Genomic DNA, 26,114 nt, shown 5'->3' with positions numbered 1-26,114 from the left:
GCAGGCCGGGTGCCGACCGTCCTCATGGCAGCGCCTGCGGTGCTGCGGCTTCCGCACGGTCACGCGACACCCCACCCAATACCGCTGGCGCGGTGGAGAATCCGGCATCGACGACGATCTGCTCGCCGATGTCGCCGGTCTCGGCGGCAGCGGTGCGCGCACCCGATTGCGGTGCGGCGGTGGCGGTCTGCGGCGCGGCGGGCGTCGCGACCGGCGGTGGTGCGGTGACCGTGGTCGCGGTCGTCGGCACCGCCGCCGTCACCGTGGCCGCGACGGGCGCCACGGTGGGAAGCGGGGTGAGCAGCAGCGACTCACCGCCGACCACCACCGTCGGGGTCGGCGTGAAGTCGAGCCGGGACAGATCGACCGTCGGCACGGACCCGCGCAGTACCTCGGTGGGCACCTGCTCCGTCGTGGCCGGGCCGGCGACATCGTGCGTACCGCCGTGACCGCGAGCCTGTTCGGCGAGCAGGTTGGCGCCCGCGGACACCGCGGGCGCCAATTCCTGCTCCCACGGAACGGCCAGCTTCTCCCCGGCCGCCTCGTAGGTGCGCATCACCTGCGCCGCCTGGTGGTGCAGCGCGTCGACCTGCTGTTCGGCCAGGTCGAGCAGCCCGGCCATCGGTGCGCCGAGCAGCGCGCCGCGCAGCATCGTCTCCGCCGACCGCAGGGCCTGCTCGACCTCGCCGACCGGCGGCATGGCGACCTTGGCCAGCTCAAAGGACACCGCCTGCTGGGTGGCCGTCGCGGCATTGCCGGTCGCCGCGGCGGTGATGGTGTCGAACCAGCTCGACAGCCCGGCCAATTGCGCCAGGCCGTCTTCGCTGGAATCGGATCCCCAGGCACTGCCGACGACCGCCAGGATGGCCCGGAACTCGGTCCCCGCCGCGCCGAGCGCGGCGGCGAGCTCGGTGTAGGCCAGCCCGGCCTCGGCCATCGGGCCCGCACCGGGGCCCGTCGTCAGCTCCCGCGCCAAGGTCTCGGCGGGCACGGCATCCCATATCGCACCGGTGAATCCGGCCTGCGGCTGCTCGACCATGGCGTTACATCAGCGAGGTGAAGGAATCGACGGCGTCGTCGTCGGAGCCGTCGGCGAGCGCGGCGTGCGCACGCAGGTTGGCCGCGATCTGCCGCAGTTCACCGACGCCGCTCGCGTAGGACTCCTGGAACGATCCACCGACCGCGCCCAGGCTCAGCGCGGTCGCCCGCGATACCGGATCCAGTGCTGCCGCAACAGGATCGAGCGCGTCACCGCGCCGGTGCATGGTGGCGACCAAGCTGTCGGCGAGACTGTCGAGGCGGCCTGCGGCCAGCCGGGCGATCTCACCGTCGTAGGAAATCTGACTCATCGAAATCTGCTCCTTCTACAAGCTGTACGGGTTTCCTGATCGACCGGGCTGCGTGTCGCCGATGACCGGGGCCGAGGTTTCGGCCCCGCTGTCGACCAGGTCATCGATGTGGCTCGCGTCGACGAGCGCGACGCCGTCGGCCGCCCGCGACCGCGACGGCGCGGTGATCGGCGCGCCGGCGCCGGGCAGCAGCGGCGGCGTGACCTCGGCGGCGTAGCGCGCGGACGAGGCGGCGGCGACGGGGGCCGAAGCACCCGGCGACACCGCGACCGTCTCGGCCTGCCAGCCGCCCAGCGGCGCGGCCGCGCTGCTGACCGGCGCACCGGCGGTCACCGGTGCGATCGGCGTGGCGGGCACCGGTGCCTGCGCCGGCCGATTCACCACCGGCGCGGCGGCTTCCGGCGCCGACGTGGTCGGGAGCGCCGCGACGACCTGCTTACCCACCTGGTTCGCCGCGGTGATCAGCGGTTGCACCAGCTGCACCACCTGCTGCAAGATCTGCTGGCCGGAACCCGCCGAACTGGTCGCCGCAGTCGACACCGACTTCGACGACACTCCCGCGGTCGGCGCGACACCGGGGGTCTGCGCGACCATGCTCGCCCCGGATGTCGCGCTCGTCGACAGCGGTTGCGACACCGTGCTCAGGCCGCTCAGCTTCGGGGTGACCGGCTTACGCACCGGCACCGGCGTGCCCGCTTCGGTCATCTGGCCGGACTGCACCGCGAGTTGCGCTTTGGTCTGCGCGGTGATGGTGGTCGCCTCGGCGCCCGCTTCGATCGCGGTGGCCAGCAGCGCCGCCTGCCCCGGCGGGGTCACCAGGGTGGGTCCGAGCGCGGCGGTGGTCATCGCGAATCGGGCTGCCACCGCGGCCATCTGGAGGTAGCCGGTGGCCACCGTGCCCGCCGCGCCCGCGGTGACGCCGTTCATGGTGGTCGCCTGCCCGGCGATCGCGGTCGAGGTGGTCGCGGTGTCCATCGCGGCCGAGGTGGCCGCCTGGCTGCCCGCGCTCTGCATGGATTGCAGCAGCTGCAGGCCGGTGGTCGCCAGTTGCAGTGCGGTACTGATCGATTCGGTAACGCTCTGGAACACGGCCTGGGGGTCGAGTCCGCCATTGGCGCTCAGGTTGCCGTTGCCGAAGCCACTGAACAGGTCGGTGACCGGCTTCATCAGCGCCATCGGGTCGATCGGCGGCAACGCGGGCAAACCGGGCAGGGGCGGCAGGCCGGGCAGCTGCGGCAGCTGCGGGATCCCGATCTGCGCCAGGATCTCCTCGGTCGGCCGGTTCAGCAACGGCGCGACCGGGGTGTCCCGGATCGCGTCGAGCACGCTGGGCGCCAGCGGCGCGACGAGAGGTTGAACGGTCATCGCGGTGTGCCGGTGGGCGGGGCGAACGATGCCGCGCTGGTCTGGTCGGCCAGCTCGTAGGACTGTGCGGCGGCGCGCGCGGTGGCGGCTGTTCCGGCGTAGTTGGTCACCAGCTCGCCCAGCGCGGCGAAGTGATTGGCCTGTGCGTAGGCGAAGCTCAGCAGGAATTCCTGCCCGATCAGGCCGAAGACCGGGACGGCGGCGGACACGATGGCGGCCTGATCCACGCCGGCGACCGTGGCCACCGTCGCGGCCATTCCGTCGGAGACGGCGGCATAGTCGCGGAATGTCTGCGGCTGCACGTTGAGAACACTCATCTCGACACCCTCCTGGGGCTCATCTGCGCATGCGATACCTGGTGGTTCGCCCGGAAATCTAACGAGCGCCCCGCTTTTCGCAATCTCTGCGGAGTCGCGGGCACTACTGTTCACCTTGCTGTTGCTTGTTCACCGAAGCGTTGAAGTCGGCGACCAGCTCGCCCCGCCGCGCCATCGCCCGCGCCACGGCGGCGGCCGCGGCGGTGACGACGGCCGTATCGAATTCGGCGGGCGAGAGCCGGGCGACCTGCTCGGTCAGCCGCAGATCGCGCAGGCGGCCCGCACCGTCGACTCCGACGGTGATCGCCCCGTCATCGGTGCGGTGTTCGACGCGGATCGTCTCGATGTCCGCGGCGAGGCGACGCATCCGTTCCCACTGCGCGGTGGCGGCCGCTTCCAGGGCGGCGAATCCGGTCACCAGCTGCTCCCGCCCTGATCCAGCCAGCTGCGCGGCTCATAGTCGTGGTCGGCCTCGTCGGCGAGTTCGGACTGCGCGAGCAGCTCCGCGGTGGGCAGGCCGAGCAGGTCGAGCGCCTGCTCGCCGAGCCCGAGCGTGGTGAGGTATTCGCGGCGCGCCACACCGGCCCGGTCGGTGGCGAGCCCGCACAGCCGCAGGATCTCACCGGCGAGCGCGTCGGGGTCGCGCCGCAGCTGCTCCGGGGTGACGACGATCTTGGTCGGCAGCCCGGAATCCGTCGCGGTAACGACGATCTCGCCGCCACGCAGCGACGCCACACCGGTGGTGAAGGTTTCGAACACGGGCCCGTCCGGACGCTCGGGGACGGCTTCCGGTGTGGGATCGGCGCCCTCGTAGACCGGATTGTCGTGGATCGCCTCGGGGTAGGGGGCGGTTCGGGATGGGTCAGGCACGGCGCTCGTCCTCCAGGGTCTGTAGCACGGTGGTGATGTGGGTGGTGATCATGGCGGCGAGCCGGGGACGGTCGACGGCGGTCGCGACGGGGGGCGCGCCCGCGGTGACGGCGTAGCGGCCGTCGTCCACCAGATCGCGCCAGGTGATGCGGTACCGGGTGATCCCCCGTGGCCCGAAAATCGAACTGCCCAACCATATTTCGATGGCGCCCGTGGATTCGGCCGGCAGATCGAGCCACTCGGCGCTGCGCCGGTCGAGATCGGTGTAGCTCTCCTGCACCTGGGACCGGCCGTAGTAGTGGTCGGCGTCGTCACCGCCCGGCACGGTCACCAGTGGCGTATCGGGCAGACGTCCGGCGCCACGGTCGGGCAGGGCACCGACCACCGCACCGGCAAGCCGATCCGCGTGCCCGGAGGTGATCACGTAACCGCCGCTGTGCCAGTGACTTTCGCCCGGCCGCTGGCTGATCAGGGTGGCCACCGCGCCCTGTCGCGCGCCGATCACCCGGATCAGGCCGTCCGGGCTGCCGGGGCGGCGCGGGTCGAGGCCGTGCGCCGAGACAAGCGCGTCGGCGTGCGCGACCCGTGCGAGCGCGTCGCGCAGATCGCCGTCGTCGGCGCGCGCCGCCCTTGCCTCGGCCCGCAGCCGCGCCCATCCCTCGGCGTTCTCGCCGCGATACAGCGCGAACAGCGGCGCGGGCAGCCGATCGTGGAACAGGGTGTCCCACAGGTCGATCAGCGCCACATCGGTGAGTTCCCAGCGACGGCTCACCGATCGAGTACCGGCCGGATGCCGCGCCCGTGCTCGCCGAGCGCCTCGTCGAGGTGCTCGACCGAGTTCAGGTACTCCACCCGCCGCCGCTCGCGCTCCTCGTCCGACATCGACCGGCCAGGGGCGCCGCCGAACGGCATCCCGCCTGGCCCGCCGACCGGGCCTGCCCTGGTGATCACGCGCGGTTCCACCGGCGCGGTGGCGCGGGGGAACAACTTGGCTTCCTGGGTGCCCAGCGGTGCGGCGAACACCGATCCCCGGCCACCGACCACACCCTTGCTGCCGATCCCGCCGACCGTATTGCTCAGTGGCGCAACCGAGGTGGGAATACCCGCGACGATCCCCGGCGTTTCCGAGGTCTCGGTGGACTGGTTCTGCGCCAGGTTGTCGAGCAGGGACAGATCCTCGCCGGTGATGCCCTCCGGCGTCGTCGCGTTCCATTCCGGGTCGGGCGAGGATTCGGTCGGATCCTGGCCGTTACCACCACCGGTGTGGTCGTCCCCGCCACCACCGCCACCGCTGTGGTCGCCGCCGCCGCCGTCGGAATCACCGCCGTCGTGGTCGCCACCGTCGTGGTCGCCGCCGTCGTTGTCGCCGGTGGAATCCTCGTTGCCGGAATCGGTGTCGGGTCCGTCACCGGTGTGCTCCTCGTCCACCGTGGCCGGCTCGCCGAGCGGAACGCCCTCGGACTCGGGCTCGACGGCCCGCAGGGCGGGCACGGTCACCGGATCGGGCGTGGGCAGCGTGACGATCCGGGTGGAGGTGTGGGTGTAGCTGGTCGTGAAATAGGTCTGGTAGTTCTGCTGGAAACGCAGCAGGTCGTTGGCGTTGGCCGTCTGCTGTTCCTCGGTGGTCGCCACGGGCGGCGTCGGTGTCGGCGGCAGTGCGTTCTGCCGGGTCTGCTGCAGCCAGCCCGAGGTGTAGAGCAGGGTGTTGCCCAGCACCCGCATGTCGCTGGTGAGCTGCTTCGATGTCTCGGTGTACTGGGTGGTCGAGCCGATCGCGGCCTCCGCGCCCGCCCCCTTCCACCAGTTCCCGGCCGCCGAGATCGTCGTGCGCAGGGTGGTGAAACTGGTGTCGAGGCTGGTGGAGATCCACTGCCAGACACCGGCCGTGTCGGCGACCGCCTGCGGGTTGATCAGGTTGCAGTACTCGTAGAGCTGTTCCCAGGACAGTTGGGCGCCCAGTTCCGGAACGAGAAGATCATTGGGCACGTCGTACTTGGTCACCGCATCGGGTTTGGGCGGATTCTGCGGGATGGTGCCCTTCGGTGGCCCGCCCTGCGGCAGGGTGCCGTCCGGGTGGAAGTTGATGTCCTCGAAGCTGTACGTCGAGTTGTCCTCGGTGCGCTTGTATTTCTTCCCGGCGGCGATGAAGGTGTCGCCCATGTCGACCAAGATCGCGCGGTGCCGGTCGAGGCGCGTGCGCAGTTCCGAGGCGAACTTGTGGCCGAAGACGAGCGCCAGATTGGCGCCCGACGGCGAACCGGAGATATAGGGGCTGCCGGCGACCCCGTTGTACATCATCCATTTCTGCATGCCGACCACGTCGTCGAGCATGTCCTCGACGTGACGAGCGCAGTCCTCGGCCGTGCCCGGTTCCAGCTCGAGGTACCCCTCGTTCGCCAGGCCGTGCAGACTCGCCCAGATCGTGCTGTCCGGGTCAGACGCCATATTCTTCTCCGATCACCGCAGTTGGTCGCGCAAGCGTTCGAGACCGGCCAGCAGGATGTCCGGTCCGGGGAAGGCGGGCCGATCGTCGGCGACGGTCGGCGCGTAGAGTTCGGCGACCTTGCGCGCCACCGACGCCACCGCGACCCGCGCGGCGCCGGTGATCGCCGCGGCTATCTCGTCGTAGTCGAGATCGCCGATGGCGCCGGAGAATTGGATATCGATGAGCACACCGTCGGCGTTCACCGAGGCCGTCACCCGGCGCCCTTCGGCAGTGGCGGTCGCGAACAGCTCGGCACGCCGTTGCTGCCGATCGACAGGCGTGTCGCCGATCGGTTCACGCTCCGACGGCGGTGTCAGCAGGGCGGGCGGTGGCGGCGGGAGTTCGGGCTCCGGAGTGCCGGGCAGCCAGTCGACCAGATCCGGCAGCGTCGGCAACCGCGCCCGATCCGACCGCTGCGGTGCGAGAATGTCGTCGGCCTTGCCCCTGGCCTCGTCGGCCGCGCGCTGCGCCGCCCGCACGACACCACGCGCGATGCGGTGGTAGTTGAGTTCGTCGATGTAGTCACCGAACTCGACCTCCCTGACCGCGCCGGACACATCCGTGACCACGGTGATCTGTCCCCGCTCCACGGTGGCGGTGGCCGTGACCGCGTCATGGACCGCCTTCGCCGCGACGAGGCGGGAGATGAGTCCATGCACGTCGTCGACCATCTGGGCCACTTCGGTTCTCAGTCGTTCGTTCGTATCGCGCATGATGCCCTCAGCTGTCGAAGACGCTGGCGCGCGCGACACCGCGACGCGATTCGTCCTGCCGGACCAGGAGCAACTCGTCACAGTGACGGTCGATCTGCGCCCGGAGACCGGCGGCGTCGGCCGCGACAGCGACGACGGGTTGCTCCATCCCGATCACATACCGGCCGTCACCCGGATGGTCTTCCCAGACAAGCCATTTCGTCAGCTGACCACGGGGACCGAAGTTCGACTTGCCCTGGGTGATCTCGATCCGCCCGACGGTCGACTTCCGCGCCGCCTGCCACTGTCTGCTCCAGCTGTCGACGTCGCCGCCGTCCTCGTCGTACAGCGTGCTGCGCGCGTGCCAGTGATCGGTTTCGGAGTCGGCGCCGGAGTTCAGCAGTTCCACACGGGGACGGCTGCCCGCGTTCATCGGCGGCAGCCGGTCCACGATCAGCCGGGTCAGCGATGCCGCGTCGCACTCGGTGATCTCCACCGTGTCGTGCCGTTCCGGCGTGGTGTCGGAGAAGCCCTGGATCAGGACAGCCCGATCACCGAACCGCTTACCCGCCAGCGCAATACGCTTGCCGAGCCACTGTTCGGCCGAATAGTCCAGGGCGGTGACGACCATCCGGAGGTCGGCGCCGAGCGACTTGACCAGGACATCGGCCAGCGCCGGATCCCAGGCGGCCTGCAATTCACCCCAGACTCGCGCCTTGGCGTATTGGAAGTCGTAGTAGCCGCCGGGGAGGTCGGATTTGTACATGATCGGCCAGTTGTTGCGCCGGCCGACCAACCGATCCCGCAGGATCAGGTATTCGAAGCCGGTCAGCCGCCAGGTGCGTTCCACTATCGGTTCTCCTCCACTGTCTCGCCTGCCTGCTCGGGCGCCACCGGCACGCCGGGGACTTCGGTGCTCGACCGCGCCATGGTGAAGTCCTGGAACACCTGCGGCTCGGCGCTGCCCGCCCGGCCGGGGAAGTCGATCCGCAGCTCGGGTCCGCCGCCGGGAAACAGGGCGAACGACACATCGACGGGTCCGGTCGCGCCCGGCGGGAACAGCTTCTCCTCGACCTCGTCCACCTGGTGTTCGAGCCGTTCGGAGGCCTCGGTCAGCGCCTGCTTCACCGTCATCGAGCCGTTCTCCACGGCCTTCGCCAGTGCTTGCAGTCCCGGCCCGAACTGGGCGGCGAGCTGGTTGCCCAGCTGCACCAGGGCGGTGATGCCCGACGAAACGAGTTGCAGGACTTCGGAGAACAGGCTGAGCATGTCCGAGCTCGACATCCCGCCGCCGCCGGTCGCGCCACCGGTGCCGCCGGTGCCGTTCGAGCCACCGGGGTTGTTTCCCCCTGCGCCGCCGGTCGCGCCCTTGTTTCCGCCTGAGCCTTCACCGCCCTTCGAGCCGCCCGAGTCGCCGCCGGTGCCACCGCCGGCCTTCTTGTCGTTGGGGTTCGCTCCGCCACCGCCGGCTCCGGACTTCTTGTCGCCACCGCCACCGCCACCGCTTCCGCCGCCGGATTGCTTGTCGCCGTTGTTCTTGTTGTTGTTGTCGTTCCCACCACCACCACCGGTCCCGCCACCACCGTTGCTCGGGGTGACAGGAGGCGCGGCCGTCAACGCGATCGGGTCGGCGAATGTCGGGACCCACCCCATGATTTGGGACATGCCGTCGCGGTAGCCGAGCCTGCCGGTCCCGTCGTAACCGGTGTCCCAGAAATCCCGGATCACGTTGATATGACTCGACGCGTTATGTGTGCCGACCTTGGTGGGGACCCCATTGTCGTCGACTTCGATCTCGGAGTAGAACGGCAGATTGTTGTGCACATACGACATGAAGTTGGCGGTGTTACCGATCACGTTCGACATCGACATCAAACTGTTTTCCATCGATTTCGCGGTATCCAAATATTTGGTGAGGAACGCCACCGCCTGCTCGGCACCCTCACCCTGCCAATGACCCGCGGTGAACACCGGCGACAACGCTGTCTTGAAACTCAACACCGAGTGCCGCCAGATATCGGCGAACGCCCGCCACTCACCCGCGATCCACGGCACGTTGCCCGCGTTCTTCTCGATGATCAACCGGATGTTGGCGAAGTCATACAGCCCGAACTGGTAGCCGTGCTCGATGAACCCTTCCAAATCCTTCTTCACGTTCGGGTCGAACGGTGCCCCCGACCCGGCGGTGGTGGACTCGCCGGGCCCGTCCTTCCAGCTCTTGTTCGGCACGGAATGTTCTTTCCAAATCCGCGGCCAGTGATCGGTTCCGGTAGCCGGGGTGTTGAAGGTGGTGGCGTTGGCGTCATCGGTGTTCTTGTAGGAGCTGTGCGCACGACTGAACGTGTCGGCCATGGTGGTGATCAAGGTTTGATGGTCTTTCAACGCCTCGACCAGATCGGTCAACCGTTTCCGCTCATACCGTTCGAACAGCAGTCGCATCGATTCCAGCGTTGTGTCCTCGAACGTGGGAGTGCCGCCCTCTTCCAGCTTTTCGGCTTTGTTGTCGATCGTCCACACTGTCGGTGGGAAGTTCTGGCCGGTCGCGGTACTCAACCCGATGATGTCGGCGACGAACACTTCACACGCGGTGATCAGTTTCTTGAACTCGGCCAAATCGACGTTCAACAGTTTCAGCTTGCCGTTCTGCGCACCCTTCAACAACCCGGACCACACGGTCTGATCGGACTCAGGCACTGCGCACTCCTACCGTCGAACACCACTGCATCGCCCCGAGTTCTAGCACCGCCGACGCACCGGGTCGCGCTACCCGGCGACCCGCGCTCGGGCTGTACACCCCCTGTTAACCCGGCTGCGGCGCTCGGCCCGAGTGGGTGCAGTCAGAGCTGGCACCGTCGAGCCGTTCATACCGGCCACGGCGGGGGCAGCCGAGCATGCGCGTTGGCTTCGTGAACAGTTCGGTGCCGTACCTGACGCTGCTGTCCTGGGTCCGGCTGGTCGGTGACGTGTGGCTGGTCGGCACGCATCCCGACTGGCCGGAGTCGTCCTCAGCTGATCCCTTGGTGATCCAGGCCGAGGGTTCACACTATCCCGATTCGTCGATACGCGGATACTTCACCGACCAGCTCGCCGAGTGGACCGAGTGGAACGACGACCACCCCGGCACGCGGTTCGTCCTGCCCCTCACGCCGGACAGGTACCACAAGGAGACGGTCAGTGGTGGTGAGCCGTACGGGATTGCCCTTCCGGACGGATGTGTCGATGGGCTCTTCATCGGCGAGACGACCATGCCGTTCGTGTCGTACCTGAACTGGGTGTTCGACAATGGCGGTTTCCCCTGGCCTTCCGGCTCGGACGCCCAGTGGCGGGTGCGTCATCACCTCCGCGCGGACATGCTGCCCTTGTGATCCTCCGACGCGGCCCCGGTGTGCGAACCGCGGATCGCGGTGTCTCGGTTCTCGACAGCCACCGTCACCTCGTCGATGGCCCTTTGTCGTGTTGCGGTTCGGTGGGGTTTTGTCGGCATCGCGAGGGTGGTGAGATCGCCGTGGTCGGCCGAGCGGATGGTGGCCGGCTGGGCGTGGCCTCGGAGGTCGAGCAGCACGTCCGCGCCGATCGCGGTGCTGATCGCGGGATAGAGCGTGGTCATCTCGAACCAGATGTCGGTCGCGGGGCCACTCACACGAGCGGGCAGGTGCGCACCCCTGTCCGGTTCGCCGTTGATCCCGTGCACTGTGACAGCGTCCTCGCTGACGTGCAGCCGGATCAGGTCGGTCGAGCGCTGCTCGAGAGCTTGCAGGAGCAGGGTTTTCGAGGTCTCGATGCGGGTCGTCACCGCGGGTAGCGCCAGGAGCATCGACCGGTAGTCGGGGAACGGCTCGGGCACCAGCCGACAATGCCGGTCACCTCGACCCGGCAGCCGGATCCAGATCCCGTGTTCGGTGGCATCGATCCGGGCGACCGGGGTGCGCCGCAGGTCAGCGAGACAATCGCGCAGATCGTCGCCGTTCACCGTGATCGCCGATATCGCGGCAGCCGGATCGGTGGTCACGAGGGTGCGCGTGGACAGCCGGTAGCGGTCGGTGGCGGTCACGGTTACCACACCGGCTTCGGTCTCGAAGTGCACACCACCGAGCACGGCGATGCTCGGTTCGTCGGTGGTGGCGGTCAGCACCTGCTCGATCGCCGCTGCCAGCACCGGCCCGCTCAGCTCTTCGATCAGGGCCACGGGCTTCGGGATCAACGCGGCCTTGATCGTCGCGGCCTGCTGCCGCGCGGTCGTTGCGCTACCGACCACCGCGGCGACGTGCTCGTCGACCAGGCGGATCGCCTCCTCACGTCCCGCACCGAGGACCGATTTCGTTATGGCGAGCGGCATGCCGATCTCGCGTAGTTGCCGGAGCAGAACGGCCCTGTCGACCTGGTCGTCCGTGTAGTACCGGTAGCTGGCTGGGTCGACCTCCCTGGGGAGCAAGAGTCCCGCGTCGGCGTAGAAGCGCAACGCGCTCGCCGTCAGCCCGCTGCGTCGCGCGAACGATCCGATCGGCATCAGCTCGAAATCCATCACGCCGACATCATTGGGCTTCGACCTACCTGAAGGTCAACCGGTGGGTGTGCCGCACTGGGTTAACCACAGGTGACCGACCGGTGGTGGAGGTCGCGACCAGACGGAGGAACGGGGGCGGCCGTGGTTAGGTGTCGGCGCAGTGGTGGTGTTCGACGGTAGGAGTGCGCAGTGCCTGAGTCCGATCAGACCGTGTGGTCCGGGTTGTTGAAGGGTGCGCAGAACGGCAAGCTGAAACTGTTGAACGTCGATTTGGCCGAGTTCAAGAAACTGATCACCGCGTGTGAAGTGTTCGTCGCCGACATCATCGGGTTGAGTACCGCGACCGGCCAGAACTTCCCACCGACAGTGTGGACGATCGACAACAAAGCCGAAAAGCTGGAAGAGGGCGGCACTCCCACGTTCGAGGACACAACGCTGGAATCGATGCGACTGCTGTTCGAACGGTATGAGCGGAAACGGTTGACCGATCTGGTCGAGGCGTTGAAAGACCATCAAACCTTGATCACCACCATGGCCGACACGTTCAGTCGTGCGCACAGCTCCTACAAGAACACCGATGACGCCAACGCCACCACCTTCAACACCCCGGCTACCGGAACCGATCACTGGCCGCGGATTTGGAAAGAACATTCCGTGCCGAACAAGAGCTGGAAGGACGGGCCCGGCGAGTCCACCACCGCCGGGTCGGGGGCACCGTTCGACCCGAACGTGAAGAAGGATTTGGAAGGGTTCATCGAGCACGGCTACCAGTTCGGGCTGTATGACTTCGCCAACATCCGGTTGATCATCGAGAAGAACGCGGGCAACGTGCCGTGGATCGCGGGTGAGTGGCGGGCGTTCGCCGATATCTGGCGGCACTCGGTGTTGAGTTTCAAGACAGCGTTGTCGCCGGTGTTCACCGCGGGTCATTGGCAGGGTGAGGGTGCCGAGCAGGCGGTGGCGTTCCTCACCAAATATTTGGATACCGCGAAATCGATGGAAAACAGTTTGATGTCGATGTCGAACGTGATCGGTAACACCGCCAACTTCATGTCGTATGTGCACAACAATCTGCCGTTCTACTCCGAGATCGAAGTCGACGACAATGGGGTCCCCACCAAGGTCGGCACACATAACGCGTCGAGTCATATCAACGTGATCCGGGATTTCTGGGACACCGGTTACGACGGGACCGGCAGGCTCGGCTACCGCGACGGCATGTCCCAAATCATGGGGTGGGTCCCGACATTCGCCGACCCGATCGCGTTGACGGCCGCGCCTCCTGTCACCCCGAGCAACGGTGGTGGCGGGACCGGTGGTGGTGGTGGGAACGACAACAACAACAAGAACAACGGCGACAAGCAATCCGGCGGCGGAAGCGGTGGCGGTGGCGGTGGCGACAAGAAGTCCGGAGCCGGCGGTGGCGGAGCGAACCCCAACGACAAGAAGGCCGGCGGTGGCACCGGCAGCGGCACCGGCGGGAAGGGCAGCAACCTCGACCCCTCCGCCTTCAAGCCCTCCTCCTCCAAATCATCCACTGAGGGACCCAGCGGCGCCACCGGCCCGGAAGCCCTGTCCTCCCTGTCGAAAGCCTTGCAGGAGTTGACCTCCGGTCTGTCCGGCGCCACCGGCTCACCACTGACCACCGCACCCCTGGGCGCCACCGGCCCCCAGGGCGCGACCGGCGCGGTCCCGTTCGGCTTCGACCTCGAACCAGCCGGGCTCCGCGGCGGCGGCGGTGGTGGCGGTTCCGCGGGCGGCGGCTCGTCGTCACCGACCGCGAAAGCGGCGGAGGACAAGCTCTTCCCGCGCGCGACCACAGCGGGGAAGACCGCCGAGGCGCTGGAAACCCGTGCCGGGATGGCCCAGTCGGCGGCGATTCCCTACGGCAGCGGCTACCCGATGGGTGGCGGCGGCATGGGCGGCGGCGCCCAGGGCGGCCAGCAACAACAGCAGCGCAAACGCGCGGCCTACCTCGACGGCACCGAGCACCTGGAGGAAGCCGTCGGCGAGGATCCGCTGTCGGTCCGGCCGATCATCGACCGCTGAGCCCCTTCGAACCCGAACGTGAGTCCCGCCATGCGTTTTCATGTCGTCAACTTCCCCAACACCGAGACCACCAAGCACTACCAGCCCTGTGCCTACACCCAGAAGATCCGGCGTTTCGCCATCATGATGACGGAGCTGGGGCACGAGGTGATCCTCTACGGCGGCGAGGAGAACGACGCCGCCTGCACCGAATTCGTCACCATCGTGACCAAGGCGGAGCAGGCCGAATGGTTCGGCAACACCGACCTCTACACCGAACCGAACAACCTCACCTGGAAGGCTTTCGCGCCGCACTGGACCACCACCAACGAGCGCGCCATCACCGAGATCGCCAAACGCAAGCGGGATCGCGACTTCATCTGCCTGCTCGGCGGGATCTATCAGCAGCCGATCGCCGACCTGTTTCCCGAACTCATGACCGTCGAATTCGGGATCGGTTACAGCGGGGTGTTCGCGAAATACCGGGTGTTCGAAAGTTATGCCTGGATGCACTCGATCTACGGCGCACGCAGCCCGGCCGACGTCATGAACACCCGCGGCCAGTTCTACGACACGGTGATCCCGAATTACTATGAGGTAGAAGACTTTCCGTTCTCCGACACCAAAGACGACTACTTCCTCTTCATCGGCCGCGTCGTCGAAGCGAAGGGCATCCAGATCGCCCTCGAAACCTGCCGCCGACTCGGCGTGAAACTCGTTGTCGCCGGTCCAGGTGCGGCGCCACCGCCCGAGCTCGCCGACTATGTCGGTGTGGTCGACCATGTGCGCCGCGGTGAACTGATGAGCCGGGCCCGCGCGGTGTTCGTGCCGTCGCTGTATCTGGAACCGTTCGGCGGCGTCCACGCCGAAGCGATGCTGTGCGGCACACCGGTGATCACCACCGACTGGGGTGTGTTCACCGAAACCGTCCAGCAGGGTGTGCACGGCTTCCGCTGCCGCACGCTGCGCGAGTTCTGCGACGCCGCCGACGCCGTCGACAAGCTCGACTACCAGCGGATCCGCGACGACGCCGTCGCGCGATTCTCCCTCGATGCCGTCGCACCCCAGTACGAGGCGTACTTCGAACGCCTCACCACGCTGTGGGCCGATGGCTGGTACACCGCCTAGGAGGCCACGATGACAGCATGGAGGCAGCAGCGCCGCAACCTGGTCGTCCTGCGCGCGGGCGAGGGGTCGCTGCACGAACAATGGCTCGACGGATCGCAGCCGCGCACCTGGGATCTCGTCGTCAGCTATTTCGGCGACGACCCCGACCGGTTCCGCACCGACGACGTCCTGCGGCTGGACCGCAAAGGCACGAAATGGACGGCGCTGCATCATGTGCTGACCGTTGACCTGGCGGAGGTGATCGACGACTACGACTACATCTGGCTCCCCGACGACGACCTCGCCGCCGACACCGACACCATCAACGACATCTTCGAATACACCGCGCGGTACCAGCTTTCCCTGTCGCAACCCGCGCTCACCGAGGACAGCTACTTCACCCACGAGATCACGCTCGTCGACCGCCGCTACGAACTGCGGTACACGAATTTCGTGGAAATCATGGCGCCGTGCTTCCATCGCGACTTCCTGCTGAAATGCCTGCCGACGTTCGCCGTCACCCAGACCGGCTGGGGTCTGGATTTCCACTGGCCGAAGCTCGTGCCCGACACCTATTCGATCGCCATTCTCGACGCGGCGACGGTGCGGCACACGCGCCCGGTCGGCGGCCCGAACCTCACGGCGGCGCGGGCGACGGGTATCGACCCGTGGAAGGAGTACGCCGAGTATCTCGTTCAGCACGAGATCTACGACCTCACCACCCGTGTGCACCAGGGTGTCGGGGTCGGCAGGCCGCGGGCGACCGAGGAGCCGATCGCCATCTGCGCCACCATCGACCGGTATCGGCCTGGACTGCCTACCTGGCTCAATCATCATGGCGCCCATGCGAATCTGCTCATCGTCTACTCCGATGATCCGACCGTCCGCACGCTCATCGACAACTCCGAGTTCCCGATCATGCTGTGCGACAACACTGTCGACGCGGCCGATCCCGACGAGCGCGAGGTCGCCAATATCGGTGCCGCGATCGCCGCCGCCCGCACCGCGGGCATGGAGTGGCTACTCCCCCTCGGCCCGCACGAGCTGTTCCACGACGACGGGAGCAGGCACTGGCAGATCTCGGGCGCCGATCAGGTGGTCTTCCTCGCGCACGAGGCCGTGCCCATGCCGCACCCGGTGTCCGACCCGTTCCGCGAGTGCACCGTGTTCCGGATGCACGGACGCGCACCGTTCCTCGACGCCCCAGCCACCCGCAGCGCCGTCCGGCTCAGCGCCGCCGACATCGCCCCGGCGGACAAACACGGGTTCACTGGATTCGCGGGTGCGAGCGGAACAGTCTCCGCGCCGGTGATTTTGCACTATCCGTACCCGAGCTTCGAAAGCTGGCTCACCCGTGCGGAACGGGTGGGCAACCTCGGCGGCGTCGCGGCCCGCGACTTCGCCGACTACTCCCGCAACCTGCTGCACGTGGCGGTCGCGCACGGCACCCTCGAGGGCGCCCGCGCCTGCTTCCAGGCCGACATCCCCCGCGACGGCATGGTCGACCAGATGGTGCGGACCGGCGAACTGACCCGCATCCACCCCGACCTCTTCGCACCGCGCACGCCACGGATGACCCGGCGCCCACCGGCGAACTCGTCCTACCCGGACATGGCCATCATCTACTGGTTCTACAAGGAACCGGAGGTGACCCTCGACCACCTGCGACTGCTCCGCCAACACAACCCCGACCGCCCGATCTTCGGCCTGTTCGGCGGCCAGATCCACGAAGCCGCCGCCTACCGCGACCTCCTCGGCGACCTGCTCGACGACTTCTGGTGCTACGAAGGCACGTACGGCAACGACCCCTACACCAAATGGATGCACGGCGACCTGCTGATCCTGGACTGGTACGACAAACGCGGCCGCTTCCTGGCCTGGGAACTCGTCACCATCGTGCAGTGGGACATGCTGGTCTTCGCCGACCTCACCACCCTGTTCCCCGACATCAAGCCGGACCAGGCCTACTTCTCCGGCTACCAGGAACTCGACGACGACATCGAATGGCGCTGGCCGTGGACGTCCCCCGACGGCGGCCACCGAGACGACTACCTCGCCTTCACCCAAGCCATCACCACCCAATACGGCTACACCGGCCCCAAGAAGTGCTGCTTCTACATCCTCGAGATCCTCCCGAAACGCTTCTTCGACGGCCATCTGGGCCTGGCCGACAAGCACCTGGGCATGCTCGAATACAAAAACCCCACCCTCGCAGCGGTTTTCGACATCGACATCCACCACCGCGACATCGGCGTCCGCTGGTCGGAAAAACACCAGTCCATCACCCAGGCCCCGATCAACCCCATGAAAATGGAGATCACCACCAACTACATCGACACCGAACTCGCCGACCCAACCGGTTGGCGCCTGTTCCATCCGTACAGCACCGTATGGACGGGGTCGACACATTCCTGACAGGCGGTCGCCAGACCGTGAACGGCGCCTCCTTCGGATCCATCTCGCCAGACCGGGTGTAATACCGGACGGGTGAAGTGCCGATCGCCTCCGGCCGGTGGCAGACTCGAGCGCATCGTCTCGGCCGATCATGGAAGGTGGCAGCGTTGCGGGTTGCGATCGCAGGTGGCGGCACCGGAGGGCATGTGTTCCCCGCGCTCGCAGTAGCGCGCGAACTACGAGGTGACGGCGGTGCGGCGCGGGTGGTCGATATCGACGTCGATGAGTTGCACCCTGTCCAGAGCCACGAGCATGCGGGCATATGTGCGCCACAAGGTGATTCGCAGTTCCACGACATGACCGAAGTGCGCCAGCTGAACTCGGCCGATGGGGGCATGCACAGCGGACAAGTGATACGGCAAGCCAAATCCGTCGACGCGGTAGTCGGTAGTGCGAGCGCGGGTCAGCTGGTTGGTGCGAATGCCCAGTGCGCGGATGGTGCGCAGGCGTTCGGCTTCGCGGCGGTTGCGGGCCACAATCGCCCATCCCTCGAGGCAGGTGATGTTCTTGATCGGGCCGAACGAGAAGCAGGTGAGCTGACCGGTCGCTCCGACGCGTCGACCATCGCGGTGGCGGGAACCGAAGGCGTGGGCGGCGTCTTCGACCACGGCGATTTCCCGGTCGGCGAGTCGGAGTTCGGTCAGCTCGACGGCGCGACCAGCGGTCGCGTTGCGGGCCCGCGAAGGCCATCCGATCGGTGGAGCGATACATCATTCCGATGCGGTATCTCAATACACAGCAGTGAAACTTGGTTAGACACTGGCGCTTTCGGATCTACGCCCGTCGATCGGGTCCGTCGGCGACGCCTACGATAATGCACTGGCCGAGACGACGATCGGGCTCTGCAAGGCCGAGGCGATTCGCGGTGATTCCCCGTTCCGGCGCGGCCCGCTGATCCGGATCGCCGACGTCGAGCTCGTCACCGCGGACTGGGTCGGTTGGTACAACCAGTCCCGGATCATGCACCGACTCGGTCGGCGACCACCGGCCGAACACGAAGCCGACTACCATGCACTCCACGCCGAGCAACTGGCCGGAGACAGATACCGGCCATCGCGATCGCCGAGACGCACTGCCGTGCCCCACTCAGCACAGTCGCCAGCCGTGGTCATACTGGTCGGTGGGAGCCCTCCACGACGGGCTGGCTCATGCATCCAACATCAGGGGATCAGGACCGCAGCCCTCGACGGCTACGACGAGATCATCGGCCGCGAGCAGTACCACAGACAGTGCTTGGCCCACGAGACTCCCAGCCATCAACTCGGGTCAACCCACGATGTCACGGCGTAGCCCGAAGCGCACTCCGAACCCAAGCCGCTATGTATCCATAAAGTTCGCTGCCGAACGAGCTGGGGTCAGTACCGACACCATCCGAAGGATGGTCGCGGACGGCACGCTTCCCGCTTACAGGTTCCGCGGCCAGATCCGGATCGCGCTCGAAGACATCGACGCAGCGATGCGACCGATCAACTGACGTCGCATCGCTATGCCCAATCCTCGGACATCAGCCGAACCATGACGATCTGTGCCACAAATCACGAGCCAGTGAGGCATGCACGGGCTCACCGGGCAGTACGGAGCGACGCTTCAGAACCCCGTTGGAGAGCTCCTATTGCACGTATATTGCACGAAAAAGCAGGCCATCGCCTTTGGGGCTCTGACCTGCTGTTTTGTGGTGGTCCCAGCTGGTTTCGAACCAGCAGACCTCGACCGATGGGACATAGTGGTGGCTTCCCATACCCCACCTTCGAGAGACCTCGGACAGGGCGTCTCGCCTCAGCCGATTGCTCACCGAGGCGAGACCTTCCCCTGCGTTCCTACACCGCCGCCACGGCGCAGGCGCGATCCAGCTCAGGCATCGCAAGATCGTGGATGTGGAAGCCTCGCCCAGCCATGCTCGAGCACGAACCCATGTCGTCTGAACCAGTGCCACAGCCGACTGCAGTCACTGTCTGTAGCGAGATGGCCGGCTTCGCCTAGGCGCGAACACCGGCGTGCATATTCGTGCCGTTCACACCAGCCGGTACCGCCGACGATGCACACACCTGCGGTCGTTCGCGTGCCAACTCGACTACAGTCGACCACCTTGAGGTGAGCTCCTAGGAGCACAGCGTCGACATACTGGACGCCTGATCAGAATCGAAACTGTTGAGTTTCTGTGTAGTTTGGCCAAACCACGTCAAATCTCCGGGTACGAGAAAAACCCCCTCCGACCGAGGTCAGAGGGGGTTTTGCCTGTCGGGCTGACAGGATTTGAACCTGCGACCACCTGGCGACGGTTCACGTCGCCCCGAAGCTACCTAACGGCACTCAAAAATGCTGGTGGATAAGAACTTTGACGAACACCTCGTCCTGGTCGCTTCCCGTCATTTCCCGCTGATTCCGGTCATTTCTGTGTGATTAATTTTGGGGACGGCATCCGAGTGCCCCGCTGTGACCGTTTTGGTGACCGTTTTGAGGGTGATTAGCCGGTATCTGCGGTGATCTCCGGTGACGACAGCGGCCCCGCCTCGGAATTCTCCGAAGCGGGGCCGCAAACGAAAAGCGCTGCTAAAAGCTACTTTTCACAGTCGACAGCATCACTTCTGCGCGGCCTTGAACTCGCGGCGACGCCGGTGCAGGATCGGCTCGGTGTAGCCGTTGGGCTGCTTGGTGCCCTCGAGGACCAGTTCCTTGGCGGCCTGGAACGCGATGCTGGCGTCGAAGTCCGGCGCCATCGGGCGGTAGGCCTTGTCACCGGCGTTCTGCCGGTCGACGACGGGGGCCATCCGCTCGAGGCTGGCGATCACGTCGGCCTCGGAGACGATGCCGTGGCGCAGCCAGTTGGCGACCAGCTGGCTCGAGATGCGCAGGGTGGCACGGTCTTCCATCAGGCCGATGTCGTTGATGTCGGGCACCTTCGAGCAGCCGACACCGTGATCGATCCAGCGGACCACGTAGCCCAGGATGCCCTGGGAGTTGTTGTCGAGCTCCTGGCGCTTCTCCTCGTCGGACCAGTCGGTGGACTGGGCCAGCGGGATCTCCAGGATCTGGTCGACGGTCGCGCGGGGGCCGCCCTTGGCGATCTCGGACTGCCGCTTGAACACGTCCACCTGGTGGTAGTGGGTGGCGTGCAGGGTGGCGGCGGTCGGCGAGGGCACCCACGCGGTGTTGGCGCCGGCCTTCGGGTGGCCGATCTTCTGCTCGAGCATGCCGGCCATCAGGTCGGGCATGGCCCACATGCCCTTGCCGATCTGGGCCTTGCCGGGCAGGCCCTTGGCCAGGCCGGTGTCGACGTTCCAGTCCTCGTAGGAGGTGATCCAGGTCTGGGTCTTCATCTCGGCCTTGCGGACCATCGGCCCGGCCTCCATGGAGGTGTGGATCTCGTCGCCGGTGCGGTCGAGGAAGCCGGTGTTGATGAACACCACGCGGTCCTTGGCGGCCTCGATCGAGCCCGCGAGGTTGACCGTGGTGCGGCGCTCCTCGTCCATGATGCCGACCTTGAGGGTGTTGCGGGTCAGGCCGAGGACGTCCTCGATCCGGCCGAACAGCTCGTTGGTGAAGGCGGCCTCGTCGGGACCGTGCATCTTCGGCTTCACGATGTAGACCGAACCGGTGCGCGAGTTGAGGCGCTGGTTGTCACCGTTGAGCGAGTGCACGGCGATCAGCGAGGTGATCAGGCCGTCCATGATGCCCTCGGGCACCTCGTTGCCCTGCGCGTCGATGATCGCGTCGGAGGTCATCAGGTGGCCCACGTTGCGCACGAACAGCAGCGAACGGCCGTGCAGCACCAGCTCGGAACCGTCGAGCGCGGTGAACACGCGGTCGGGGTTCATGGTGCGGGTGAAGGTCTTGCCGCCCTTGGTGACCTCTTCGGCCAGGTCGCCCTTCATCAGGCCGAGCCAGTTGCGGTAACAGACGACCTTGTCGTCGGCGTCGACCGCGGCGACCGAGTCCTCGAAGTCCATGATCGTGGTCAGCGCGGACTCGAGCACGATGTCCTTGACACCGGCGGTGTCGGTCGAGCCGATCGGCGAGTTCGCGTCGATCTGGATCTCGATGTGCAGGCCGTTGTGCTTGAGCAGCACCGAGGTCGGGGCCTCGGGATCGCCCAGGTAGCCGACGAGCTGCGACGGGTCGGCCAGGCCGATGTCGGTGCCGTCTTCCAGTCCGACCTCGAGCTCGCCGTCGACGATCTTGTAGTACGACGAACCGATGTGCGAGCCGGTGATCAGGGTGACGGAGTCGTCGAGGAAGTTACGGCCCCACTCGATGACCTTGTCGCCGCGCACACGGTTGTAGCCGGTGCCCTTCTCGGCGCCGTTGGCCTCGGAGATGGCGTCGGTGCCGTAGAGCGCGTCGTAGAGCGAGCCCCACCGCGCGTTGGCGGCGTTGATCGCGAAACGCGCGTTCATCACCGGCACCACGAGCTGCGGGCCCGCGGTGGTGGCGATCTCGGCGTCGACGTTGCCGGTGCCGATCTGGAACGGGGCGGGCTCGGGGCGCAGGTAGCCGATCTCGGTCAGGAACTGCTTGTAGGCGCCCTTGTCGTAGCCGGCGCCCGGGCTCTCCTGGTGCCAGGCGTCGAGCTTGCCCTGGATCTCGTCGCGTTCGGCCAGCAGGGCGCGGTTGCGCGGGGCGAGGTCGTTGATGACCTGCTCGGCTCCGGCCCAGAACGCGGCGGAATCTACGCCGGTACCGGGGAGCGCCTCGTTCTCGATGAAATCGTGGAGAACGCTGGCCACCTGGAGCCCGCCGACCTGAATCCGCTCTGTCATCTACTGCCTCACTTTTGAGAAAGCCGGGTGGGAAAAGTCGATGTCATGTTACCCGTGGGTAGTGGTGACACCTCGTGTGGGTTCGAACGTCGTGGAACTGCCGTCCATTCCGCCACGCCGAGACGCCGAGGTCAGCGCGTGGGCGTGGCGGCCCACCTCTTGATTGTAGGCACCCGGCAAATTAATGTACTGACCGGAACATTTCTCGGCGGCTCGCCCAGGCCGCCCGGCGGAGTGGAGGCACGGTGAGCGTCGCGCGAGCCAGCGAACCCGTCGCTCCGGTCCGCCGTCGTGGCCGCCCGCCCGCCACCGATCGCGGCGCGGCCGACACCCGCGAGCGCATCCGAGCCGCCGCGCTGGACCTGTTCGCCGAACGCGGCTTCCGCGGCACCGGCGTCGCCGACATCGGCGCCAGGGCCGACGTCCAGCGCGGCGCGCTGTACTACCACATCGGCTCCAAGGAGGAGCTGCTGTGGGAAATCCTCGCCGACTACACCCGCCTGCTGCTCGCCGACGCCGAACGCCTCGCCGCCGCAGGCACCGATCCGGTCGAGACGCTGCGCCTGCTCATCCGCAGTCACGTGGCGCACATCGTCACCCATCGCCGCGCCGTCGCCGTGCACCTGCGCGACGCGGACGCGCTCACCGGCGAACGCGCCGTCGAACTGCAGCGGCTGCGCGACCGCCTCCAGCACCGCTGGCAGGACGTCATCGACGCCGGCCACGCGGCGGGGCAGCTGCGCACCGCCGATCACGTCGTCACCAACGGCCTGCTCGGCATGCTGAACTCGCTCGGCTTCTGGTATCGCGAACGCGGTGCGCACTCCCCCGCCGAGATCGCCGACATCCTCACCGACACCGTGCTGTCCGGGCTCAGCGCCACGGACACCGACCCGAAAGGCTGACCATGGCTTGGGATTTCGAGACCGATCCGGAGTACCAGCGCAAGCTCGACTGGGTCGCGGAGTTCGTCCGCACCGAGGTCGAGCCCCTGGATCTGCTCTACCCCAACCCCTATGACCGCACCAACCCCGAGATCCGCGCGCTGATGCGGCCGCTGCAGCAGCAGGTGAAGGACCAGGGACTGTGGGCCTGCCACCTCGGCCCCGAATTGGGTGGGCCCGGTTACGGTCAGCTGAAGCTCGCCCTGCTCAACGAGGTGCTCGGCACGTCGATGTGGGCGCCGCTCGTCTTCGGTTGTCAGGCACCGGATTCCGGCAATGCCGAGATCCTCGCGCATTTCGGCACCGCCGAGCAGAAGGAGAAATACCTGCAGCCACTGCTCGACGGTGAGATCGGCTCCTGCTACGTGATGACCGAGCCCACCGGCGGCTCGGATCCGACGTCGTTCCGCACCACCGCGGTCCGCGACGGCGACGAGTGGGTCATCAACGGCGAGAAGTGGTTCAACTCCTGCGCCGAGTTCGCCACCTTCCACATCGTGATGGTGGTGACCGATCCGGCCGCCGAACCGCATCTGCGGTTGTCGATGTTCATCGTCCCGGCTGATGCTCCCGGCCTCGAACTCGTGCGCAATTTCACCGTGCCCGGCTTCAGCGAGCACGAAGGGCACCTGCGATTCACCGACGTGCGGGTCCCCGCTGATCATCTGCTGGGCGCGGCGGGCGCCGGTTTCGTCGTCGCGCAGACCCGGCTGGGCGGCGGCCGCGTGCACCACGCGATGCGCACGGTCGCGTTGGTACGCAAGGCGTTCGACATGATGTGCGAGCGCGCGGTGTCGCGCCCGGCCCGCAAGGGCGTGCTCGGCGGCTTCCAGATGACCCAGGAACGCATCGCCGACAGCTGGATCCAGATGGAGCAGTTCCGCCTGCTCGTGCTGCGTACGGCCTGGCGCATCGACCAGGCCCAGGATTATCGCGCCGTCCGCAAGGACATCGCCGCCATCAAGGTGGCCATGCCGACGGTCATGAACGACATCGCCCGCCGCGCCCTGCATCTGCACGGCGCACTGGGTGTCAGCACCGATCTCCCGTTCCTCGACATGACCACCTACGCCGAGGTCATGGCCATCGCCGACGGCCCCACCGAGGTCCACAAGATCACCCTCGCCAAGGAAGTCCTGAAGCAATACGCCCCCGCGGACCCGGTGTACCCCACCGGCTTCCGCCCCACCCTCCGTGAGGAGGCCCGCGACCTCGTCGCCCGCCGGCTCGAACGCGAGGTCGGCAACCTCTGATCGGGTGGTCACCGCCGCGGCCCCGCCGGTCAGCTCATCGGCGTGACCGGATGGACCGAGAGATCGCACAGCGACAGCGACTCGGCGACCGGGACGGTGTCGGTGGTGTTGGGCGGGGTGACCCGCAATCCGGTGTAGGCCGGGCAGCCATTGCCCGAGGCGTCGGTGGTCGTGCCCTCAACGACAGCTTCCGCACCGTGGTCCTGGGTGAGGATCACGGTCGCCGGCTCGCTCCGACTGGGCGGCAGTCCGCCCAGATAGCCGCGCAAGGTGCGGGTGGCGTGGGCGGTGGTGTCGCCGATCGCGTCCACGCCCGGATAGCCGGTGAGCGAACAGGGCGCGCTGGCACCGACCAGCCGGAACCGCAGGGCCAACCCCTGGTGGCCTGCGGCCACGGTGACCGGTCCGCCGCCGACGAGCACCTGGCCGTCGGCGCACGCGGGAGCGGTGTCGGGCAGCGGAACGCTGGGCGGGCTGGTGGGACCGCCGGTGGCCGCGGGTGCCGAGGTCACCGCCGGACCCCGCGACGGGGCAGGCAGGGCGGCCGGTGGCACCAGCGTCGCGGGGCCCGCCGCGCTCGTCTTGACCGAGAAAGCCGGGCCGGGGGCGGGCAGGGGCGGACTCGGCCGATCGGTGGGCGCGCTGGTACCGCCCGAATCGCTGCCGCAGCCGGAAAGGAGCAGGATCGCCGCGCAGGCCACGGCGGCCGGCATCAGCGCTGTCCGCATGAGCACCACTCCTCGCGATCGGTGCGCCCGACCTCACCCCGAAAATGTATCGCGACCTGCCGGTTGTGGGTTTCCGTCGGTATCGGAGCGTTACCGGAAATAAATCAGCCGACATCCGGCGCGCCGTATGCCACCATGAATTCCACGCTGGTCATTCGCACCAGGCGAGACCGACGAGACACCCCGAGAGGAGGAGACGGCCATGAAACCCTATGCGCCACTGCGACAGTCCGAGAAGACATATCGCCGCGCCGGTTCGGCCCACATCGCGTCGAGCGCCCACCCCGATGCCATGGCCCGTCTCCGGTTCGCGCACTGACGCGGTAACCCCACTCGACTTCGACCGTCGTTCGCATTCTCTCTCGAAACATGGTGATTCCCATGACGATCCGTCATGCCGTCGACCCGATGGCGCCCACGTCCGACACCTGGATACGCACCAGGGTGCTTGTCCTCAACGCCAGCTACGAAGCCCTCGACGAGATCACCGCGGACCGGGCCGTGACACTGCTGATCAGTGGCGCCGCGGAAACCGTCATCGAACGGGCGCCGCGGTTCCCGATCCGGTCCCAGCACCTGGTCATCGGGCTGCCGGAGACGATCCGGCTGCTGCGCTACGTCTACCTGGGCCACGTCGCCCCGGTGGGCGAGGACAGCCGCGCCACCCTGGCCGGAGTCCTGCGCCGCGACAAGCACCGCTGCGGCTACTGCGACGACTGGGCGCAGACCGTCGATCACATCCGCCCGCGCAGCAGGGGCGGACCGAACACCTGGGGCAACCTGATCGCCTGCTGCGGCCCCTGCAATACGAGCAAGGCCGACCGCACCCCGGAAGAGGCGGGGATGCGGCTGCTGTGGGAGCCCAAGGCTCCCGACCCGCTGGCTCGCACCCAGCGCCGGATCTGGAAGGAGTACGCGCCGTGACCACCACCGACCTCGCACTGACCGAACTGCTGACTCTGTCCGATTCCGGACAGTGGCACCGAGCCGCCTGCCGCGGTGACCCGAACCACGAGGCGTGGTTCCCGTACCCGTCGCAGGACTTCGACTACGCCCGCCGGATCTGCGCCGGTTGCCCGTTGCTCGCGGGGTGCACCGAGTACGCGGCGCAGACCGGCCAGTCGGGGGTCTGGGGCGGCCGTGAATACGACCGCGGCCGCGTGATCCGCGAGTGACCGGCCGGGGCCGGGTGTCCGTCGCGACACCCGGCCCAACGTCGTGACCAGCGGCGACGCGCACCGGTATGCACCGTGCGGCGGCC

Annotated in this window: 24 protein-coding genes and 2 pseudogenes; 11 read left to right on the top strand and 15 right to left on the bottom strand. The window is 67.3% G+C overall.

All coding sequences use genetic code 11. The features are described from left to right. Positions 1-22: 22 nt before the first annotated feature. The 11 genes from NV348_RS32270 to NV348_RS32220 all read right to left on the bottom strand — a co-directional run bounded on the left by NV348_RS32270 (position 23) and on the right by NV348_RS32220 (position 9,772). Positions 23-1,039, bottom strand: coding sequence for a PPE domain-containing protein (locus NV348_RS32270; RefSeq protein ID WP_447150259.1), 1,017 nt, complete (start codon positions 1,037-1,039; stop codon positions 23-25). A gap of 4 nt (positions 1,040-1,043) precedes the next feature. Next, entirely contained in the window at positions 1,044-1,349 is a 306-nt protein-coding gene (locus NV348_RS32265; RefSeq protein WP_447150258.1) for a PE domain-containing protein, read from the bottom strand. A gap of 15 nt (positions 1,350-1,364) precedes the next feature. Beyond that, a complete protein-coding gene (locus NV348_RS32260) occupies positions 1,365-2,714 on the bottom strand; it encodes a hypothetical protein (RefSeq protein ID WP_447150257.1) in 1,350 nt (449 codons plus the stop codon). Next, positions 2,711-3,031: a type VII secretion target gene (locus NV348_RS32255; protein ID WP_447150256.1), complete on the bottom strand. Its 321-nt coding sequence runs from the start codon at positions 3,029-3,031 to the stop codon at positions 2,711-2,713. The genes NV348_RS32260 and NV348_RS32255 overlap by 4 nt, the downstream gene beginning before the upstream one ends. Positions 3,032-3,134: 103 nt before the next feature. Further along, positions 3,135-3,449: a YbaB/EbfC family nucleoid-associated protein gene (locus tag NV348_RS32250; protein ID WP_447150255.1), complete on the bottom strand. Its 315-nt coding sequence runs from the start codon at positions 3,447-3,449 to the stop codon at positions 3,135-3,137. Further along, positions 3,446-3,901 (bottom strand): hypothetical protein, encoded by a 456-nt coding sequence (locus tag NV348_RS32245; RefSeq protein WP_447150254.1) that lies wholly within the window; start codon positions 3,899-3,901, stop codon positions 3,446-3,448. The genes NV348_RS32250 and NV348_RS32245 overlap by 4 nt, the downstream gene beginning before the upstream one ends. Next, positions 3,894-4,673, bottom strand: a complete 780-nt coding sequence (locus NV348_RS32240) for an ESX secretion-associated protein EspG (protein ID WP_447150253.1) — start codon at positions 4,671-4,673, stop codon at positions 3,894-3,896. The genes NV348_RS32245 and NV348_RS32240 overlap by 8 nt, the downstream gene beginning before the upstream one ends. Continuing rightward, entirely contained in the window at positions 4,670-6,346 is a 1,677-nt protein-coding gene (locus NV348_RS32235; protein ID WP_447150252.1) for a WXG100 family type VII secretion target, read from the bottom strand. The genes NV348_RS32240 and NV348_RS32235 overlap by 4 nt, the downstream gene beginning before the upstream one ends. A 12-nt stretch (positions 6,347-6,358) precedes the next feature. Then, positions 6,359-7,099 carry a YbaB/EbfC family nucleoid-associated protein gene (locus tag NV348_RS32230; RefSeq protein WP_447150251.1) on the bottom strand — a complete coding sequence of 247 codons (741 nt, stop codon included), beginning with the start codon at positions 7,097-7,099 and terminating at the stop codon, positions 6,359-6,361. 7 nt (positions 7,100-7,106) lie between these two features. Further along, positions 7,107-7,928: an ESX secretion-associated protein EspG gene (locus NV348_RS32225; RefSeq protein ID WP_447150250.1), complete on the bottom strand. Its 822-nt coding sequence runs from the start codon at positions 7,926-7,928 to the stop codon at positions 7,107-7,109. Further along, entirely contained in the window at positions 7,928-9,772 is a 1,845-nt protein-coding gene (locus NV348_RS32220; RefSeq protein WP_447150249.1) for a hypothetical protein, read from the bottom strand. The genes NV348_RS32225 and NV348_RS32220 overlap by 1 nt, the downstream gene beginning before the upstream one ends. Before the next feature lie 224 nt (positions 9,773-9,996). Here NV348_RS32220 and NV348_RS32215 point away from each other — a divergent pair, with 224 nt between their 5' ends. Beyond that, positions 9,997-10,443 carry a hypothetical protein gene (locus NV348_RS32215; RefSeq protein ID WP_447150248.1) on the top strand — a complete coding sequence of 149 codons (447 nt, stop codon included), beginning with the start codon at positions 9,997-9,999 and terminating at the stop codon, positions 10,441-10,443. Here NV348_RS32215 and NV348_RS32210 read toward each other — a convergent pair. Then, the gene (locus NV348_RS32210; RefSeq protein WP_447151203.1) at positions 10,413-11,600 is read right to left on the bottom strand and encodes a DNA polymerase III subunit beta family protein; all 1,188 of its coding nucleotides are present in this window, start codon (positions 11,598-11,600) and stop codon (positions 10,413-10,415) included. The genes NV348_RS32215 and NV348_RS32210 overlap by 31 nt on opposite strands. Before the next feature lie 171 nt (positions 11,601-11,771). On the opposite strand from NV348_RS32210, the gene NV348_RS32205 reads away from it, so the two are divergent. The 4 genes and pseudogenes from NV348_RS32205 to NV348_RS32190 form a co-directional block, all read left to right on the top strand. Next, positions 11,772-13,631: a hypothetical protein gene (locus tag NV348_RS32205; RefSeq protein ID WP_447150247.1), complete on the top strand. Its 1,860-nt coding sequence runs from the start codon at positions 11,772-11,774 to the stop codon at positions 13,629-13,631. A gap of 30 nt (positions 13,632-13,661) precedes the next feature. Next, a complete protein-coding gene (locus tag NV348_RS32200; protein WP_447150246.1) occupies positions 13,662-14,738 on the top strand; it encodes a glycosyltransferase in 1,077 nt (358 codons plus the stop codon). A gap of 9 nt (positions 14,739-14,747) precedes the next feature. Next, complete coding sequence (locus NV348_RS32195; RefSeq protein WP_447150245.1) at positions 14,748-17,132, top strand: DUF707 domain-containing protein; 2,385 nt, start codon at positions 14,748-14,750, stop codon at positions 17,130-17,132. 77 nt (positions 17,133-17,209) lie between these two features. Next, positions 17,210-17,332: pseudogene (locus NV348_RS32190) on the top strand (hypothetical protein); the annotation flags it as partial. A 15-nt stretch (positions 17,333-17,347) separates the two neighbouring features. Here NV348_RS32190 and NV348_RS32185 read toward each other — a convergent pair. Beyond that, positions 17,348-17,779: a DegT/DnrJ/EryC1/StrS family aminotransferase gene (locus tag NV348_RS32185; RefSeq protein ID WP_447150244.1), complete on the bottom strand. Its 432-nt coding sequence runs from the start codon at positions 17,777-17,779 to the stop codon at positions 17,348-17,350. Between NV348_RS32185 and NV348_RS32180 the strand changes: the two are divergent. Both NV348_RS32180 and NV348_RS32175 read left to right on the top strand, forming a co-directional pair. Continuing rightward, a pseudogene (locus NV348_RS32180) lies at positions 17,766-18,236 on the top strand (integrase core domain-containing protein); the annotation flags it as partial. The gene NV348_RS32185 and the pseudogene NV348_RS32180 overlap by 14 nt on opposite strands. Continuing rightward, the gene (locus NV348_RS32175; protein WP_447150243.1) at positions 18,181-18,645 is read left to right on the top strand and encodes an excisionase family DNA-binding protein; all 465 of its coding nucleotides are present in this window, start codon (positions 18,181-18,183) and stop codon (positions 18,643-18,645) included. The pseudogene NV348_RS32180 and the gene NV348_RS32175, both read left to right, overlap by 56 nt. A 1,105-nt stretch (positions 18,646-19,750) precedes the next feature. Here the strand turns inward: NV348_RS32175 and NV348_RS32170 are convergent. Beyond that, on the bottom strand, positions 19,751-21,928 hold the full coding sequence (locus NV348_RS32170) for a malate synthase G (RefSeq protein ID WP_447150242.1): 2,178 nt from the start codon (positions 21,926-21,928) through the stop codon (positions 19,751-19,753). Positions 21,929-22,173: 245 nt separating this feature from the next. On the opposite strand from NV348_RS32170, the gene NV348_RS32165 reads away from it, so the two are divergent. Both NV348_RS32165 and NV348_RS32160 read left to right on the top strand, forming a co-directional pair. After that, entirely contained in the window at positions 22,174-22,833 is a 660-nt protein-coding gene (locus tag NV348_RS32165) for a TetR/AcrR family transcriptional regulator (RefSeq protein ID WP_447150241.1), read from the top strand. Between the two features lie 2 nt (positions 22,834-22,835). Next, on the top strand, positions 22,836-24,125 hold the full coding sequence (locus NV348_RS32160) for an acyl-CoA dehydrogenase family protein (RefSeq protein WP_447150240.1): 1,290 nt from the start codon (positions 22,836-22,838) through the stop codon (positions 24,123-24,125). A 29-nt stretch (positions 24,126-24,154) separates the two neighbouring features. On the opposite strand, the gene NV348_RS32155 is transcribed toward NV348_RS32160, so the two are convergent. Next, complete coding sequence (locus NV348_RS32155) at positions 24,155-24,853, bottom strand: DUF4232 domain-containing protein (protein ID WP_447150239.1); 699 nt, start codon at positions 24,851-24,853, stop codon at positions 24,155-24,157. Between the two features lie 381 nt (positions 24,854-25,234). On the opposite strand from NV348_RS32155, the gene NV348_RS32150 reads away from it, so the two are divergent. Both NV348_RS32150 and NV348_RS32145 read left to right on the top strand, forming a co-directional pair. Next, the gene (locus NV348_RS32150) at positions 25,235-25,777 is read left to right on the top strand and encodes an HNH endonuclease (RefSeq protein WP_447150238.1); all 543 of its coding nucleotides are present in this window, start codon (positions 25,235-25,237) and stop codon (positions 25,775-25,777) included. Then, positions 25,774-26,028 (top strand): WhiB family transcriptional regulator, encoded by a 255-nt coding sequence (locus NV348_RS32145; protein ID WP_189034276.1) that lies wholly within the window; start codon positions 25,774-25,776, stop codon positions 26,026-26,028. Before NV348_RS32150 ends, NV348_RS32145 begins: the two co-directional genes overlap by 4 nt. The last annotated feature ends 86 nt before the right edge of the window (positions 26,029-26,114 follow it).

The sequence above is a fragment of the Nocardia fodinahabitans genome, assembly GCF_052983615.1.
This window is presented reverse-complemented; position numbering and strand designations above follow the sequence as displayed.